Raw genomic sequence first — 15,233 nt, forward strand, 5'->3', positions numbered from 1 at the left:
GCGGTCAATCTTCCCATCGACAAGTTTCAACCGGGCTTTTAGGCTGTGAAAAACCCTATTTTGAGCGAACTCACGCGCATCCTCGAGACGGCTGGCGGGAACGCACTCCCCATGTCGGCGGAGCTGTTGCCGCTGGTCTATGACGAGTTGCGCAATGTCGCGCGCGCGCGCATGTCGGATCTGGCTCCCGGCCAGACGCTGCAGCCGACCGCGCTGGTCCACGAGGCGTGGCTCAAGCTTTCCAGCGAGGAAGGCCGGGTGTGGAACGACCGCGCGCACTTTTTCCGCGCTGCGGCGCAGGCGATGCGCCAGATCCTGGTGGACCGCGCGCGCGCCAAGTCCACCCGCAAGCGCGTCGTGAACCCGGAGGTCTTCGAGATGCAGCAGTTTGACCTCGCCGATGCGACGCTCGACGAGCGCGTGCTGCTGGTGGACGAGATGATGACCCGTCTAGAGGCCGAAGAGCCGGACAGCGTGCGGCTGATCACCCTCAAGTTTTTCGGCGGGCTCACCAACCAGGAGATCGCGGCGATGGATGGCGTGACCGAGCGGACCGTGGAGCGCCATTGGGCCTACGCGAAGGCGCTGCTCTTCCAGATGATCCGCGATGAGACCGGCGATGAAGCAGCCACCGTCGATTAACCGGCTGCTGTTTGTTGCGGCATCGAACTTTTCCACCGCGGAGGAAAGGCGGGCGTTCCTTGAATTCGCCTGTCGCGACGATGAGGCGCGGCTTAAGCGGCTGGAGGTTTTGTTAGAGGCACGCGGCGAAGCGGAGGAATTCTTCGAGTTCCAGCCGGCGGTGGAGCCGGTCCTCGAGACGCCGGGCGAAGGGGAGGGCGGGCTGGGCGCGCGCATCGGTCCGTATCGGCTGATCGACCGGCTCGGTGCGGGTGGCTGTGGCGTCGTTTATCTCGCCGAGCAACAGGAGCCAGTGAAGCGCAAGGTGGCGCTCAAGATCATCCGGCTCGGCATGGATACGGAGAGCGTGATCGCGCGCTTCGCGATGGAGCGGGAAGCGCTGGCGCTGATGGATCACCCCAACATTGCGCGGGTGCTCGATGCGGGCACCACCGCCTCGGGGCGTCCGTTCTTCGTGATGGAGCTGGTGGATGGCGAAAGGATCACCGACTACTGCGACCGCAAGCGGCTCGGCCTGCGTGAACGGCTGGATCTTTTCACGCGCGTCTGCGAGGCGATCCAGCATGCTCACCAGAAGGGTGTCATCCACCGCGACATCAAGCCGTCGAACGTGCTGGTGCGCGATCATGATGGCCGCGCGGAACCGAAGGTCATCGACTTCGGCATTGCCAAGGCCACCGCCGGCGGGTTCGACGGCGAGGTGACCTACACGAAGGTCGGCCAACTCGTCGGCACGCCCGCTTACATGAGTCCGGAGCAGGCGGAAGGAGGCACGGACATCGACACGCGCAGCGACATTTACAGCCTGGGCGCGATGCTGTGCGAACTGCTGACCGGCCGGGCTCCCTTCAGCCCTGAGCAATTCAAGGACCGCGGCCCCGATGAGATACGCAGCATCTTGCGCGAGGAGGAGACCGGGATGCCGTCGAACCGGCTGCGCAGCATTTCGAAGGACGAGATCGGAACGATCGCGGAGCACCGCGCCGCCGACCCGCAGCGGCTGCCGGGGCAGCTTGCCGGTGACCTGGACTGGATCGTCATGAAGGCGATCGAGAAAGACCGGACCCGCCGCTACGAGACCGCGAATGGTCTGGCGATGGACGTGCATCGCTATCTCAATGAGGAGCCGGTGCTCGCGCGTCCGCCGAGCCGCGGCTACCTGCTGATGAAGATGGTGCGGCGCAACCGCATCACCTTCGCCGCTGGCAGCGTGGCGCTGGCCGGCTTGCTCGGTGGCTTCGGGGTTTCGACGTGGCTGTTCCTCCGCGAGAAGGATGCCCGCGAGGAGCAGGCTCGGCTGCGGCTGGTGGCCGAGCAGGCCCGCGTCAATGCCGAGGAGGCGCGCGCCAACGAGGAAGGACTGCGCAAGAAGGCCGAGGCGGCGGACCTGGTGACTCAGGCGGCCGTGCTGGTGCGCTACAAGGAGATGGCACAAGCCGACGAATTGCTGGCGGCGCTCGTCCCCGATCAGACCCCGCGGTCCCTGGAGGCGGCGGACACGCTGAGGGCGGTGGCGGAGTGGAATCTCACGCAAGGGCGATGGCAGGCGGCGGCGGAACGCTTCAGTGCGCTGGTCCCGGTCATCACCAGTGTGGACCTGACCGATACCGACCAAACCTCGCGGATCCTGATGCCAGCGGCCACCGCCATCAAGGAATGGGGGCAGCCGGAGCAGTACAAACGCTTCCGCGAGCTGGCGATAAGCCGCTTTGCGGAGTCGGCGAATCCGGCGGTCGCCGGACAGGTGGTCAAAGCCATCCTCCTGGAGCCGGCGGACAGCGGCACGCTGAAAGCCGTGACACCCTTGGCGGCGGTGCTGGAGGCGTCAATGAAGGGGGAGGAGATGGAGAAGAATCCATACCTCGCGGGGTGGCGGCAGTTCTCGCTCGCACTGGCTGCCTATCGCCAAGGGTATCTCGACACGGCGGGCTACTGGACCCGGCGGAGTTTGGCCTCGCCCGCGAGCACCGGCTCGCTCACCACGTCGAATCGCATCTTGCTGGCGATGATCGATTTCAAGCAGGGGCGGATTGACGATGCGCGGGCTGCATTGAAGGACGCCCGCCAACAGGTCGGGAAATGGGAGGCCGCCCCCTTCCAGCTTGGAGCGACGGTGGACCTCTGGTTCGACTGGGGGAACGCGCGGATTCTGCTGGGGGAAGCGGAGCGGATGGTGGCGCCGCCGAAAGACTGAGGAGACCCCGGTTTTGTTCTGGGAGGGAGGGGAGGCGTTTGAAGCGGTCCGCGGCACGGGCCGTTCACCATCCGTAGATCCCGCAGGTCGCGTCCTTTGACAGGAATCGATTCAGTGATCCTGTGGGGCACCCCGGAAAAAGTTGCGGAGCCGTGTCGGGGTTTTCGGCGGCTTCTCGTTTGTCCCTTGAATCCCACTTCCTCGGCGTGCTTGCCGAGGACGTCCCCAAGCCCGGGGGACGACTTGATCCCCGCCAAATCCAGAGTTCGTAACCCAATGAAATCCAATAATTCATCGATTTATTCGTTCGCATCGTCCGTATCCCGAGCGGCAGCGATCATGGCTCTCGCCGCCACGCCCGGTGCCTATGCCGTCAGCGCCACCTGGAACGGAACGACCGATGCCACCTGGGCGACCGCAGGGAACTGGAGCGCTTCGCCGGTGCCCGGAACCGCCACCGGTGAGATTGCCACCTTCGCCAATGCCGGTGGAGCGGATGATGTGATCAATCTGGGAGGCGGAGTCAGCATTCGCACCCTCGCTTTCGACAATGCGGCCGCGGCCGCCTACACCATCGGAACGGGCGCGGCCGGCAGCCAAAACCTGACGCTGGAAGGCACGGGCGCTATCACGATGAGTGCCACCGTGGCGGCGAACCAGTTGGTCAATGCCAACGTCAACCTCGGGACCGCCGCGGGAGCGGAGGCCTTTACGATCACCAACAGCAAGGCGGCGGCTTCCAATAGCCTGACCATCGCGGGCGGGATCTCCACCACCCAGACGGGAGCCAAGTCGCTGACGGTCAACGGCACGGGCGTGATCAATATCAGCGGTGCGATCGCCAACGGCAGTGGCACGATCGCCCTCGCCAAAGCGGGTGCCAACGTGCTGACGCTTTCCGGTGCGAACAGCTACTCCGGCGGCACCACCATCACTGGTATCCTGAATGCCTCGAACAACACCGCGCTGGGCAGCGGCAACGTGACCGTCAATGGCGGCGTTGCGGGCAACCAACTCCAGCTTGGCAGCGGCGTCACGATGGCCAATTCCCTGACGCTGGCCGGTGGCGGCGCTACCGCCCAAGGGGCCTTGTGGGTCCCTGCGGGAAGCGCGACTTACGACGGGACGATTGCGATCACCGGTGCGGTCACGGCGGGCGCTTTCTTCGCTACCGGCGGCGGCACGCTTACCCTCAACAACAACATCACCAGCACGGGTCCTGCGGTCACCGTGCGGACCGGATACGTCAAAGTCACGGGTGCCCAGAGCTACACCTCCGGCACCACCTTGGCAAACGGGGGCGCGGCGATTCAATTTGTCCGGACCACGTCCATGCCGGCCACCGGAGCGGTGACCATGACCACCGGCACCACGCTTTCCGCCAATGTCGGAGGCGCGGGTCAATTCACTTTGGGAGCGGGCACCAACACCGCTGGTACGATCGGCGGATTGATTGCCGGCGTCGGCGGTCAAGGGGCTGCGGTCGTCCTTCCGGCGGGATCGCAGATCGGCATCGACACCACGGACGCGGCCGGCACGCAGACGTGGAGTGCCCCGTTCACCACGACGAACAACGTCGGCTTGGTGAAGCTGGGAACAGGCACGCTGGAGTTGACCAGCGGCGGCACCTACACGGGGGGCGGTGCCCAAGGGTTCCCCCTCATTGCCCGCCAAGGAACGCTGCTGCTCAGCGGCGGCACCCACACCGCCAATGGTGAGGTGGTCGTGGGCGGCACCTTCGGCACGGCGCCGGGAGCTCCTGGCTATGACGCCACCCTGCAGGTGGACGCGGGATCGCTTACCACCACGGGCTACCTTTCGCTCGGTCGCGGCAATGGCACCGGAGCCGTTTCCTCCAACCTGACGGTCAACAACGCCGCCACGGTCACCGCGGCGAACTTCAGCGCGGGCTTCAACGTCGCTGCGGCCAATCTTCCCAAGGGTGCGGTCACCCTTAACAACACCTCGGCGCTGACCGTCAGCGGCATCTATCGTTTGGGCGAATCGACCGGGTCGAACATGACGATGACGCTGAACAATTCCGCGCAGCTCATCGCATCCGCGGGAGTCGGCGCCAAGCGCATCGGCGATGCGGGAACCGGTGTTTTGACGCTCAACGATTCCAGCTCGGCTGCCTTTGGCACCGGTCCGACGGCCGGCACGGCTCTCGGGGTCCAGATCGGTGCCGTCGGTGGCAATGGCACGGTCAATATCAACGGCGCGGCCACGGCCACCTTCAGCGGACCGACGCTGTCGCTGTATGTCGGCTATCGCACGGGCACGGGTGTCGTCAATATGACGGGCGGCACCTTGACCACGACCGGCGAAGTGCGGGTCGGTGGTTCGGACGTCAATGGTGCCGACAACGGGAGCGGCACCTTCAATCTCTCCGGCGGAGCGGCGAACCTCGGTGGCGGGCTGACCTTGGGACGCGGCAACAACGCCGCCGCCTTGCTGACCGGCACGGCGAACGTCAGCGGCGGCACACTCACTCCGCAGACCGACATCATTCTGGGATTCGCTGGAGCCGCCGGCACCCTTGGAAAGATGGTGATCAGCGGGACCGGTGTGGTGAATGTCGGCCCTACGGCCGCTAGAACGTTCGTGATGAGCACCTTCGATACCGCGAAGTCCCAGCTCGATATCACAGGTGGATCGCTCAATCTCGGCAACAATTCTTCGATCAAATTCTTCACCGGTAACGTGGGGACCTCGGGAACTGCGGTCGTCAATCAGACGGGCGGCGCGGTGACTTTCTACAGCGATGCCGGCACGACGGTGGGGGGCACGGGCGTGCTTGATCTCGCGGTTTTCGGCTCCGCCACCTCTGCCAGCACCTACAACCTCGACGGCGGCATCCTGACCGTGCCGTCGGTCGTTTCCTCGAACACCGCGGGAACGCGCCTCTTCAACTTCAATGGCGGCACGCTCAAGGCGGCGGTGGACGGCACGCTCCTGAACCTCACCACGACCTCGGCCACCGTCCGGGCAAATGTCCGTGACCTAGGCGCGACCATCGACACCAACGGGCGTAACGTCACGATCCCGCAGGCGCTCGAAGCCAGCACGGTCCTCGGCGACGTCGGTAACGGCGGCCTCACCAAGAAGGGAGCGGGCACGCTGAAGCTCAGCAGCTTCTCCAACACCTACACCGGCACCACCAACGTGGATGCCGGGACGCTGGATCTCGACGGCGTTGTGAACTCGAACGTCGTCGTGAAAAGCGGAGCCGTCCTCACCGGGGTCGGCACGACGAACGGCACGCTGACGATGCAGGGCGGGTCCACGCTTACGGCTTCGACCACCGCGCCACTTCTCACCAATGGCGTTGTTTTCTCAGGTCCGACGAACCTGGTTTTCACCGGCACGCCGTCAAATGGCGTTCCTTATCCCCTGTTTTCTTACGGATCCGGTTCAGTCACCGGTCTATCGAACCTGTCTTCCTCCGGATTCCGCACCAACATCTCCGCCGACATCGCCAACCAGCGGATCATGGGGACTGTCACTACTGCCAATTTGACCTGGAATACCAGCAGCGGCACGTGGGCAGTGAACACCGGCGGGTGGACGGGCGGAGCGACCAGCTATTTCAACGGTGATACCGTCACCTTCAATGAGCGTCCGGCTGCGAGCACAGTGACGCTCAACGGGGTGCTATTGCCTGCCTCGGTCGTGGTGAACAACACCAGCAACCCGTATGTCTTCACCGGGACCGGTTCGATCGGCGGTGAAGCTATCTTGACCAAGAGTGGCGCAGGGGCGCTTACCCTTGCGACTGCCAACTCCTATACGGGCGGAACGATCCTCGGAGGCGGCACCCTGAATCTCGACAACGCTTCGGCGCTGGGAACGGGCCTGCTGACCATCAACGGCGGCACGCTTGATAACACCAGCGGTGACGCGATCGTGATGACAGGCAACTTCCCGCAACTGTGGAATGCCGACATCAACTTCACGGGCACCCATAGCCTCGACATGGGCACGGGCGGAGTGGCCATCGTCGGCACGGTGGAAACCGACCGCGCCGTCACGATTGCTGCAAACACGCTCGGTGTGGGGGAAATCACTTCCACGGCCCTCGGCCTGATCAAGCAAGGCCCGGGCACGCTCACGGTGAACACCTTGGGCATCCAAGCGAACGGCAGCGTAATTGCCGGAACCTTGAATGTGGCTGCCGGGGCTCTCCAGATCAACCGGACGGGTGGTACGGACCCCACTAGCGGCGACTTCACCGCGGCTGGGATCGACGGCACGGGCACGATTTCCAACGGCGCTGCCGTGGAACGCTGGCTGATCATCAACACCGCCGGCAACAATACCTTCAACGGCACGCTGACGAACGGCGGCACCGGTGGGCTCGGCTTCGACAAGCAAGGAACCGGCAGCGTCACGCTGTCCGGAACGCTCTCCTACACCGGCACCACGACGGTGGACGCCGGCACCCTGAGCATCCCGGTGGCGAATACGGGCACGGGCACTGGTGCCTCCGTGAACGCAGGCACCCTGGTCCTGGGAAATCCAGCGGCCCTCGGCACGCCGGCCAATCCGGCGGCTCCGAACACCATCCGGCTGGCGGGCAACGCCGTTTCGACCCTCGACCTCGCGCACGATGGCGGCGGCCCTACCTACGGCTTCGTTTTTGGCACGACGACCAACGCGACGATCCTCGTCAACCGTGCGACGGCGGGCGCTGGTCTTAACCACACTCTGATGACCGTCGGCGCTGCGGGAGTGGGCGCGGGCACCCTTACGGTCTCCAGCGGTGCCAATGTCACCTCCGGAACGAGCCGCCTCACCTTCACCCAATTCGGGCTCGGTGCCGATACGGTGCAGACGACGGTGCTCAATCCCACGACCGCGAGCGTCATTGTGGGTGCCGTTTCGAAAGTGGTGAACGCCACCGCCCAGACCCTCGAACTGGGTGGCACCAGCGTGGACAACCAGATCACCGGCCTGATCGCCAATGGCACGGCCACCGTCTCGGTGGGCAAGTCGAACAGCAGCACTTGGACGATCTCCGGGGCGAACAACACCTACACCGGGGGCACCCGGATTGGCGCTGCCAACGGCGCCGGAGTCCTGCGCGCCACGGCGAGCGGAGCGCTTGGCACCGGCACCATCTCCTTCGACGGTTCCGGCGGCGCTGCCCCAGGCGGCCCTACCAGCCGGTTGGAGCTCTCGAACGGGATCACGCTTGCGAACGCGATCACGCTCAACCAGCGCAACAACGCCAGCGCGGCTATCCTCAACGTCAGCGGCAACAACACGCTCAGCGGTGCCATCGACCTCAATATCGGCGGTAACCGGGCCAATATCCAATCGGATGCCGACCTGCTGACGCTGTCCGGGCCGATTCTGACCACCACCGCTAACACGCGTAACCTCTACCTCGGCGGGGCGGGCAATGGCTTGGCGAGTAACGCCATTTCCAACGGCACCGGCACCCTCAACCTGACCAAGGAAGGCACCGGCACCTGGACGCTGACCGGGACCAACATTTATACGGGAACCACCACGGTCACCGATGGCACCCTGAGCATTGCCCAGGCCACGCTCTCGAACACCGCTGCCGTCACCGTGGGCACCACGGCGGTGCTCAACCTGACGCATGGTGCGACCGACACGGTGGACCGCTTCTTCATCGGCGGGGCCGAGCAAGCCTCTGGCACCTGGGGTAGCCTGACTTCCTCGGCCACCAACAAGACCGCCCGCATTACCGGCTCCGGGATCCTGTTCGCGACGAATGGCGTGGCAGTCAGCGGCTTCGGCTCGTGGGGAACCGCACTCGGCCTCACCGCCGGTGTGAACGACGGTGTCGCCCAGAGCCCGGACAACGACGGCTTCGAGAACGGCACCGAATACATCCTCGGCGGCCACCCGCTCAACGGCAGCAACAATCCGAAGATCTACTCCCTGATCGCCGACAGTGACGACGCTGGCAGCGAGAAGGAGCTGATCATGACGATCGCGGTGCCGCAGGGCACACCGGCCTTCCCGGCGGGATCGCCGACCTCGACGGTCACCTTCGAGGGCTTCGGCATCACGGTCCGCGGCTCCACCGACCTCGCCACCTACCCGGTGACGGTGAATCCGGTGGCTGCGGTCATCCCGGCCGGAGCAACCAATCCGCTGGTTCAAGGCGGCATCACTTACGAATACCGCTCCTTCAGTCTCGGCGGATCGAACGGCACCACCGGCAAGGGCTTCCTGCAGGTGATCGTGACGAATCCAGCGCCATGATCGATCTGACCACCCTTCTCTTGGGTTAATGGGTTGCCGGGAACCGTGGGAACGGTTCCCGGCCTTTTTTTGCCCTCGGGATAGACTACCGCGGAAGCATGGGGCCCCACGGCGGCCCCTTCTTTTCCGGGAATCGACACGGGCGTGGCTTCGCTCCATGGTCCCGCCCGTGAAGCCAACTGACCTCACCCTGCTCGGCCACTCCGAGAACCGCCTGCCGGCGAGCCCGGACGAGGCGACGCTGGAGACGTTTCCGAATTGCCGGCCCGGCCGGAAGTTCTGGATCACGCTCGATTGCCCGGAGTTTTCCTCACTGTGTCCCGTCACCGGCCAGCCCGACACCGCGCACATCGTGATCCGCTACGTTCCCGGCGAGCGCTGCGTGGAAACGAAGTCGCTCAAGTTCTACATGGCCTCGTTCCGCAACCTGCCGGCCTTCAACGAGGAGATCGTCAACCGCGTGCTCGATGATCTGGTCGAGGCGATGCAGCCAGTCGAGATCACGGTGAGCGGCAAGTTCGGCGCCCGCGGCGGGATCCAGCTTACGTGCGAGGCGAGTCACCCGGAGAGTTGAAGTTCCAAGTAAGAAGTTCCAAGTGCCAATGAAGACTGTGGTCTTGCTGAGTGGCGGGATGGATTCCGTCACTGCCTTTTACCAAGTGCTCCGCGAGCATGATGTGGTCGCGGCGCTGTCGTTCGACTATGGCTCGAAGCACAACGCTTGTGAGATTCCCTTCGCGAAGCTGCATGCGGAACGAGCCGGTGTGCCGCATCGGACGATCGATCTCGGGTTCATGAACGAGTGCTTCGCCTCCGACCTGCTGAAGAGCGGCGGCGATATTCCTGACGGCCACTATGCCGAGGAGAACATGAAGCGGACGGTGGTGCCGTTCCGCAATGGCATCATGCTCGCTGTTGCTTGTGGCTTTGCTGAGAGCGTCGAGGCGGATGCTTTGGCGATCGCGGCTCACTCGGGCGATCATGCGATTTATCCGGACTGCCGGGAGCCCTTTATGCAGGGCATGGCCGCTGCGATGGAGGCGGGCACTTATGCACGCATCCAACTGCTGCGGCCGTTCATCGCGATGGACAAGACGGGCATTGCCCGGCGTGGCGTGGAGCTGGGGATCGACTTTGCCGAGACGTGGTCCTGCTACAAGGGCGGCGAGATTCATTGCGGGACCTGCGGGACCTGTGTGGAGAGGCGGGAGGCGTTCCTGTTAGCCGGACTTCCCGATCCGACGGTCTATCTGGCGACGCCGGAGATTCCGGAGGCTCCGAGGTAGAGGCGGTGCGTGACCGCTGGAAGCTGGGGGTCGGCCGCATCGGAGACAGACGGGCGACACGTGGGCACAATGTTGCGGCCTGTGCCGCTGAAGTGCGACGGTCATAGACCGACGCTACATTTCATTTCACCGTGTAACGCGAGGGGCCTTCCGAGGGCTTTGGAATCTCCATCATCTGGTCGTAGTCGCCTTCCTCGCAGCAGCGCACGAAGCCTTCGGCATAGCTCTTCAGCTTGTCCCAGCACTCGCGGATTTCCTTCGCCTCTTTCTTGCTGATGGAGTGGTCGAGCGCGGCGGTGGAGATCTGTTGGAGGAGCACGGAGAACTGGCCGACGATCTCGTTGGTCGCCGGCAGCACTTGGAAGCCCTTTTCGCAGGAACTCTTCGGGTTCCGCACGAAGTAGCCGCCGGTCTGTTGGCAGAGCCACTCTACGATCCGCAGGTCGCTGCTCAGCTCGATGATTTTCATCAGCCGGTCGAGGGGGTTGCGGCTGCCGCTGCCGTCATCGCTTTGCTTCTCCGCCCACTTGTAGACGAGCGAGAGCGAGATGCCCAAGTCCGAGGCCACGGCTTTGGGGCTGGTTTTGGCGAACGCGTTGCGCAGCACTTCATGGCTTTCCATGCGCGCGACCCTAGCAGGTGCGCGGGCGCTGCAAATGCGAAATTATAACCGTCAAACCTCCGCCATATCTGCCGCCGTCGCCAGTGACAGGGCTGCGATGTCTTCCACCTCCGCAACTGACTGAACTTGTGCCAGCCGCTGGCGCAGCTCCTTGGCCCCCGGAAAGCCCTTGCAGTAGGCCATCAGGCGGGCGCGCATGGACATCATCGCGTGCTTTTCCGCGCCGTACCGTGCGCTGTTCACCGCGAGCCGGCAGTGGCGCAGGACCAGCGACCAGCGGTCCTCGAGCGGCACCGGAGGCAGCGTTTCGCCGGTCTCCAGGAAATGTTTCGCCTCGCGGAATACCCAGGGGTTCTGCATCGCGGCGCGGCCAATCATGACGCCGGAGACCGCGGTTTCGCGCTTGCGCCGTGCGAGGTCCGCGCCGGTGGAAATGTCGCCATTGCCGATGACCGGGATTTTCACCGCCTGGGCGCAGGCGTCGATGACTTCCCAATTCGCCTCTCCCGAGTAGCCCTGCGAGCGGGTGCGGCCGTGGACGGCGATGGCCTCCATCCCGCAGTCCTCGAGGATGCGGCAGACTTCCACCGCGTTGACGGTCTTGTCATCCCAGCCGATCCGCATCTTGGCGGTCACCGGCACTTCGCCGCCGACGCCTTTTTTCACGCCCGCGGCGACCGAGGCGAGGGTCGGGCAGTCCTTCAAAAGCGAGGAGCCGCCGTTCTTGGCGACCACCTTGTTGACCGGGCAGCCGAAGTTGATGTCGATGAAGTCGGGTTGCTTCCAGCCGATGATCTTTTTCGCGGCCTCGCCCATGCGCTCGCCGTCGCCGCCGAAAAGCTGCACGCCCACCGGCCGCTGTTCATCGGTGAATTCGGTGTATTTCCGCGTCCGCTCATCGGCCTGCATGATGCCCTCCGCCGAGACGAACTCGGTGACCATCACGTCCGCGCCGAGTTCCTTGCAGATCTGGCGGAAGACCAGGTCCGTCACCCCGGCCATGGGGGCCAGATAGAGGGGGAACGCGCCGTTTTGGAACCAAGGGAGCACGCGGGGAAGGTAAGTTCCAAGGGAGAAGTGCCAAGTGCCAAGAACGACGGCCGGAAGCGGCAGGCTTGCCGTTTCGCCGATGTGGACATATTTTGTCCCCATGAAGACGGCCACCGTGCGGGACCTCCGGAACGACTTCGCCAAGCTCGAAGCCTGGCTGGGGGAGGGGGAGGAAATCCGCATCGAACGCCGCGGCGAGCCGATCGCGATGCTCACGCCGTTGAAGGTAGCCGAGGGGGAGAAGATCAAGATACCGGACTTTGAAGCGAGGCGCCGTGCCATTTGGGGCGACCGGGTTTTCAGCGAAGAGGAAGTGAAAGCGATGCGCGAGGAAGAGCTGGGTGACCGCGGATGAGTGCTTTTCCCGACACTTCATTCCTTTACGCGGTTTACCGCACTCAGGATAACTCGTCCCGAGCGGACATTTGGATGTTGGCTCGCTCAGACCCGCTGCCCGTCTCCTCGCTCCTGCTGTTGGAGTTCCGGCAGTCCGTCCGTTTTCAGACGCGCTTGTTTTCGCTGGATCGGAAGAAGGGCTACCCGGCGGCCGAGGGCACGCGGATGCTGCGCGATCTTCAGTCGGACCTTGCTGCGGGGATCCTTCAGGTGACCTCTGCTGATTGGGCGGATGTGCATCGCATTGCGCAGTCGCTCAGCGCGAAGCACACCGAGGCTGGCGGTCATCGCTTGAATGACATCCTCCATGTCGCCACCGCGCTGCATCTGGGAGCGGCGGAATTTCTGACGTTTGATGCGAACCAGAAGAAGCTCGCGGAGGCGGAGGGGATGGCTGTGCCGCTGTGAGAAGCTTGGCATATCTGTAAGTGGTCCTGCCTCTAGGCGGACTTGAAGGACCATTCGAGTCCGCCTGAAGGCGGGACTACTTACAGCTTGAATGCCGGCCGTTGGAGCTTGCGGCGGGCGTTGGCAATCCCTTGTCTAACGGGTACCCGGCGTGCTCGCGAAGTCCGCCATCCTTCGCATGAAAAAACGCCGCCTCGCCCTCCACTGGCAGATTCTTGCCGCGCTGCTGCTCGCCACGCTCACCGCTGCGGCCTTCCGCGGGCTGTTTGGTGAGAAGTCGGACGCGACCTTTGTCACGGCGGCGATCGAGGGCTGCAAGCTGGTCGGCGACCTGTTCCTGCGCGCGCTGAAGATGATCATCATCCCGCTGATCGTGACCTCGGTGGTCGGGGGCATCGCGGGGCTGAAGGATGCGCAGGGCTTCGGCCGCCTCGGGCTGAAGACGATCGGCTTCTACATGACCACCGGGCTGCTCGCGATTCTGCTCGGGCTGTTTCTGGTCAGCACGATTCAGCCGGGCCTGACCGACGGGCAACCGAATCAATCGATCCGCGAGGCCTTTGAACAGGGCACCGGTACGAGCGAGGACGACATGAAAAAGGTCGAGGCCGCCTCCGGCAACGTGCCCGAGGGCAAGGGCATCTGGGTCAGCATTTCAGGGATCTTCCGCTCGATGCTGCCCGAGAACATCTTTGCGGCGGCGGCTTCGAACGAGTCGGTGCTGGGCGTGCTGATCTTCAGCATGCTTTTCGCCGTGGCGGTCACGCGCTTGCCGGAGGAGCAGGGGAAAAGCCTGCGTGAGTTCTTCATCGCCGCCTCGGAAGCCGTCGGCACCATTGTCCACTGGATCATGGCCTTCGCGCCGATCGGGGTGTATGCGCTCATCCTGCCAGTCGTGTATTCCACGGGCTTCGGGCTGTTCGCGAATCTCGGGAAATATGTGGTCACTGTCATTTTCGCGCTCGGCCTGCACCTGTGTGTGACCATGCCGCTGGTGCTGATGCTGGTGGCCCGCGTCAGTCCGCGCCGCCATTTCGCAGCGGTGAAACAGGCGCTGATCATGGCATTCTCGACCGCCTCATCGTCGGCGACGCTGCCGCTGACGATGGAGTGCGTGCGCGACCGATGCGGTGTCTCGCCGCGCGTGACCTCCTTCACATTGCCGATCGGGACTTCGATCAATACCGACGGCACGGCGCTCTATGAATGCGTGGCGGTGATGTTCGTGGCGCAGGTGATGGGGGTGCAGATGGGGCCAGGGGAAATGTTCTTCGTCGTCGTGGCAGCGCTGCTCACCAGCGTCGGCATCGCCGGCGTGCCGCATGCGAGTCTGGTGGCGATCTTGCTCATCTTGAAGAACTCCGGCATTGCGGGCGCCGAGGCAGCGGTCGGTGTGCTGCTGGCGGTCGACCGTTTCCTCGACATGAGCCGGACCGCGGTGAATGTCTTCGGTGACACCTGTGTGGCGGTGCTGGTGGCTCGCAGCGAAGGTGAAGCGACCTTGGTGAAATGAGGCGGCGCGTCAGGCGCGCCGCGTGCGCCATTTCACTTCGAGTCGCAGCACGCGCTCGATGCCATTGCGCTGAAGCAGGCTGAGTATGCCGCGGCCGTCGCGACGGACGGTCACATACGCGCGGGTGCCGTCGCTGCCGATGGCTGCCGGCGTTCCGAGCCGTCGGTCGGCTTCGGCCGGGCGCATGGCGGGCCATTGGGTGGTCCGTTCGGAAAGCACGCGGACTTGGCGGCGAATCGGGTGATCCACTTCAGGCTCCAGCCAAGCGACGGCGATGCGTCGCGCGATCTCATCCGGGGAGAAGGTTTTGTCCTGAGGCGGGGAGGGAGCGGAGGCGTCGGCAGAGTGCTGCTTTTCGCGTCGCTGGGGTACGTTTGCACGGATTCCTTCCTTGATGGTAGTGTCCCACAAGGGTGGGGCGGAAGTGGATCCCGTATGGGGCAGGAGTTCGAACGCCACCAACGGCGTCTCCTTTTCCGGTCGCGCCGCGCGGCGCCAGGCGAGGATGATCGCAAAACCCGCCAGCAGGACCAGCGCGATCAGCCCATGGAGTTCATTGCCACGGGCGAGAAAGCTGGCGGTGAAGCACAGGATCACCACCGTGACCGAGCCCGTCGCGATGGCACCGAGCAAATGCCGGGTTTCCTCGAATAGTTCGCCCGAGCTTGCGGCGTCTTTCCAAGCGGCGCGCTCTGGATCGAGCGGCTTGCCGCACCCCGGGCAAAACTCCGGACCGGCACCGCTGTGCGATTCCAGGCTGTCCCACCGGGTATGGTGAAAGGCCTCCGCCTCCGCGCCGCAGTGCGGGCAAGTCGTGATTGTCAGCGCAGTCATGGGGGACCTTTTGGAAGGGTCGGCCCATAGCAGATGCAGCAGATGAAT

General features: G+C 64.3%; 11 protein-coding genes. 8 read left to right on the top strand and 3 right to left on the bottom strand.

Annotated elements, in window-relative coordinates; all coding sequences use genetic code 11:
* Positions 1-60 precede the first annotated feature (60 nt).
* The 5 genes from OKA05_RS23605 (at position 61) to queC (ending at position 10,362) form a co-directional block, all read left to right on the top strand.
* Positions 61-642 carry an ECF-type sigma factor gene (locus tag OKA05_RS23605; protein WP_264489669.1) on the top strand — a complete coding sequence of 194 codons (582 nt, stop codon included), beginning with the start codon at positions 61-63 and terminating at the stop codon, positions 640-642.
* A complete protein-coding gene (locus tag OKA05_RS23610; RefSeq protein WP_264489670.1) occupies positions 620-2,836 on the top strand; it encodes a serine/threonine protein kinase in 2,217 nt (738 codons plus the stop codon). The genes OKA05_RS23605 and OKA05_RS23610 overlap by 23 nt, the downstream gene beginning before the upstream one ends.
* 276 nt (positions 2,837-3,112) lie before the next feature.
* Positions 3,113-9,076 (top strand): beta strand repeat-containing protein, encoded by a 5,964-nt coding sequence (locus OKA05_RS23615; protein WP_264489671.1) that lies wholly within the window; start codon positions 3,113-3,115, stop codon positions 9,074-9,076.
* A 214-nt stretch (positions 9,077-9,290) separates the two neighbouring features.
* Entirely contained in the window at positions 9,291-9,650 is a 360-nt protein-coding gene (queF, locus tag OKA05_RS23620) for a preQ(1) synthase (RefSeq protein WP_439331384.1), read from the top strand.
* 28 nt (positions 9,651-9,678) lie between these two features.
* On the top strand, positions 9,679-10,362 hold the full coding sequence (gene queC, locus OKA05_RS23625) for a 7-cyano-7-deazaguanine synthase QueC (RefSeq protein ID WP_264489673.1): 684 nt from the start codon (positions 9,679-9,681) through the stop codon (positions 10,360-10,362).
* Positions 10,363-10,483: 121 nt separating this feature from the next.
* On the opposite strand, the gene OKA05_RS23630 is transcribed toward queC, so the two are convergent.
* The gene (locus OKA05_RS23630; protein ID WP_264489674.1) at positions 10,484-10,984 is read right to left on the bottom strand and encodes a phage regulatory CII family protein; all 501 of its coding nucleotides are present in this window, start codon (positions 10,982-10,984) and stop codon (positions 10,484-10,486) included.
* Positions 10,985-11,035: 51 nt separating this feature from the next.
* Positions 11,036-12,136 (bottom strand): tRNA dihydrouridine synthase DusB, encoded by a 1,101-nt coding sequence (dusB, locus tag OKA05_RS23635; protein WP_264489675.1) that lies wholly within the window; start codon positions 12,134-12,136, stop codon positions 11,036-11,038.
* Between dusB and OKA05_RS23640 the strand changes: the two genes are divergently transcribed.
* From OKA05_RS23640 to OKA05_RS23650, 3 genes are all read left to right on the top strand, one after another.
* Positions 12,135-12,389, top strand: coding sequence for a type II toxin-antitoxin system Phd/YefM family antitoxin (locus OKA05_RS23640; RefSeq protein ID WP_264489676.1), 255 nt, complete (start codon positions 12,135-12,137; stop codon positions 12,387-12,389). The two genes, dusB and OKA05_RS23640, sit on opposite strands and share 2 nt — an antisense overlap.
* Positions 12,386-12,838: a PIN domain-containing protein gene (locus OKA05_RS23645; RefSeq protein WP_264489677.1), complete on the top strand. Its 453-nt coding sequence runs from the start codon at positions 12,386-12,388 to the stop codon at positions 12,836-12,838. The genes OKA05_RS23640 and OKA05_RS23645 overlap by 4 nt, the downstream gene beginning before the upstream one ends.
* A 178-nt stretch (positions 12,839-13,016) precedes the next feature.
* Positions 13,017-14,351, top strand: coding sequence for a dicarboxylate/amino acid:cation symporter (locus OKA05_RS23650; protein WP_264489678.1), 1,335 nt, complete (start codon positions 13,017-13,019; stop codon positions 14,349-14,351).
* Between the two features lie 9 nt (positions 14,352-14,360).
* On the opposite strand, the gene OKA05_RS23655 is transcribed toward OKA05_RS23650, so the two are convergent.
* The gene (locus OKA05_RS23655; protein ID WP_264489679.1) at positions 14,361-15,185 is read right to left on the bottom strand and encodes a DUF2321 domain-containing protein; all 825 of its coding nucleotides are present in this window, start codon (positions 15,183-15,185) and stop codon (positions 14,361-14,363) included.
* Positions 15,186-15,233 lie beyond the last annotated feature (48 nt).

The organism is Luteolibacter arcticus, assembly GCF_025950235.1.
GTDB lineage: Bacteria > Verrucomicrobiota > Verrucomicrobiia > Verrucomicrobiales > Akkermansiaceae > Haloferula > Haloferula arctica.

Excerpts from the sequence above, each read along its gene's own strand:
- OKA05_RS23610 (WP_264489670.1), top strand. The coding sequence starts at position 620 with ATGAAGCAGCCACCGTCGATTAACCGGCTGCTGTTTGTTGCGGCATCG.
- OKA05_RS23615 (WP_264489671.1), top strand. The coding sequence starts at position 3,113 with ATGAAATCCAATAATTCATCGATTTATTCGTTCGCATCGTCCGTATCC.
- queC (WP_264489673.1), top strand. The coding sequence starts at position 9,679 with ATGAAGACTGTGGTCTTGCTGAGTGGCGGGATGGATTCCGTCACTGCC.
- OKA05_RS23630 (WP_264489674.1), bottom strand. The coding sequence starts at position 10,984 with ATGGAAAGCCATGAAGTGCTGCGCAACGCGTTCGCCAAAACCAGCCCC.
- OKA05_RS23640 (WP_264489676.1), top strand. The coding sequence starts at position 12,135 with ATGAAGACGGCCACCGTGCGGGACCTCCGGAACGACTTCGCCAAGCTC.
- dusB (WP_264489675.1), bottom strand. The coding sequence starts at position 12,136 with ATGGGGACAAAATATGTCCACATCGGCGAAACGGCAAGCCTGCCGCTT.
- OKA05_RS23645 (WP_264489677.1), top strand. The coding sequence starts at position 12,386 with ATGAGTGCTTTTCCCGACACTTCATTCCTTTACGCGGTTTACCGCACT.
- OKA05_RS23650 (WP_264489678.1), top strand. The coding sequence starts at position 13,017 with ATGAAAAAACGCCGCCTCGCCCTCCACTGGCAGATTCTTGCCGCGCTG.
- OKA05_RS23655 (WP_264489679.1), bottom strand. The coding sequence starts at position 15,185 with ATGACTGCGCTGACAATCACGACTTGCCCGCACTGCGGCGCGGAGGCG.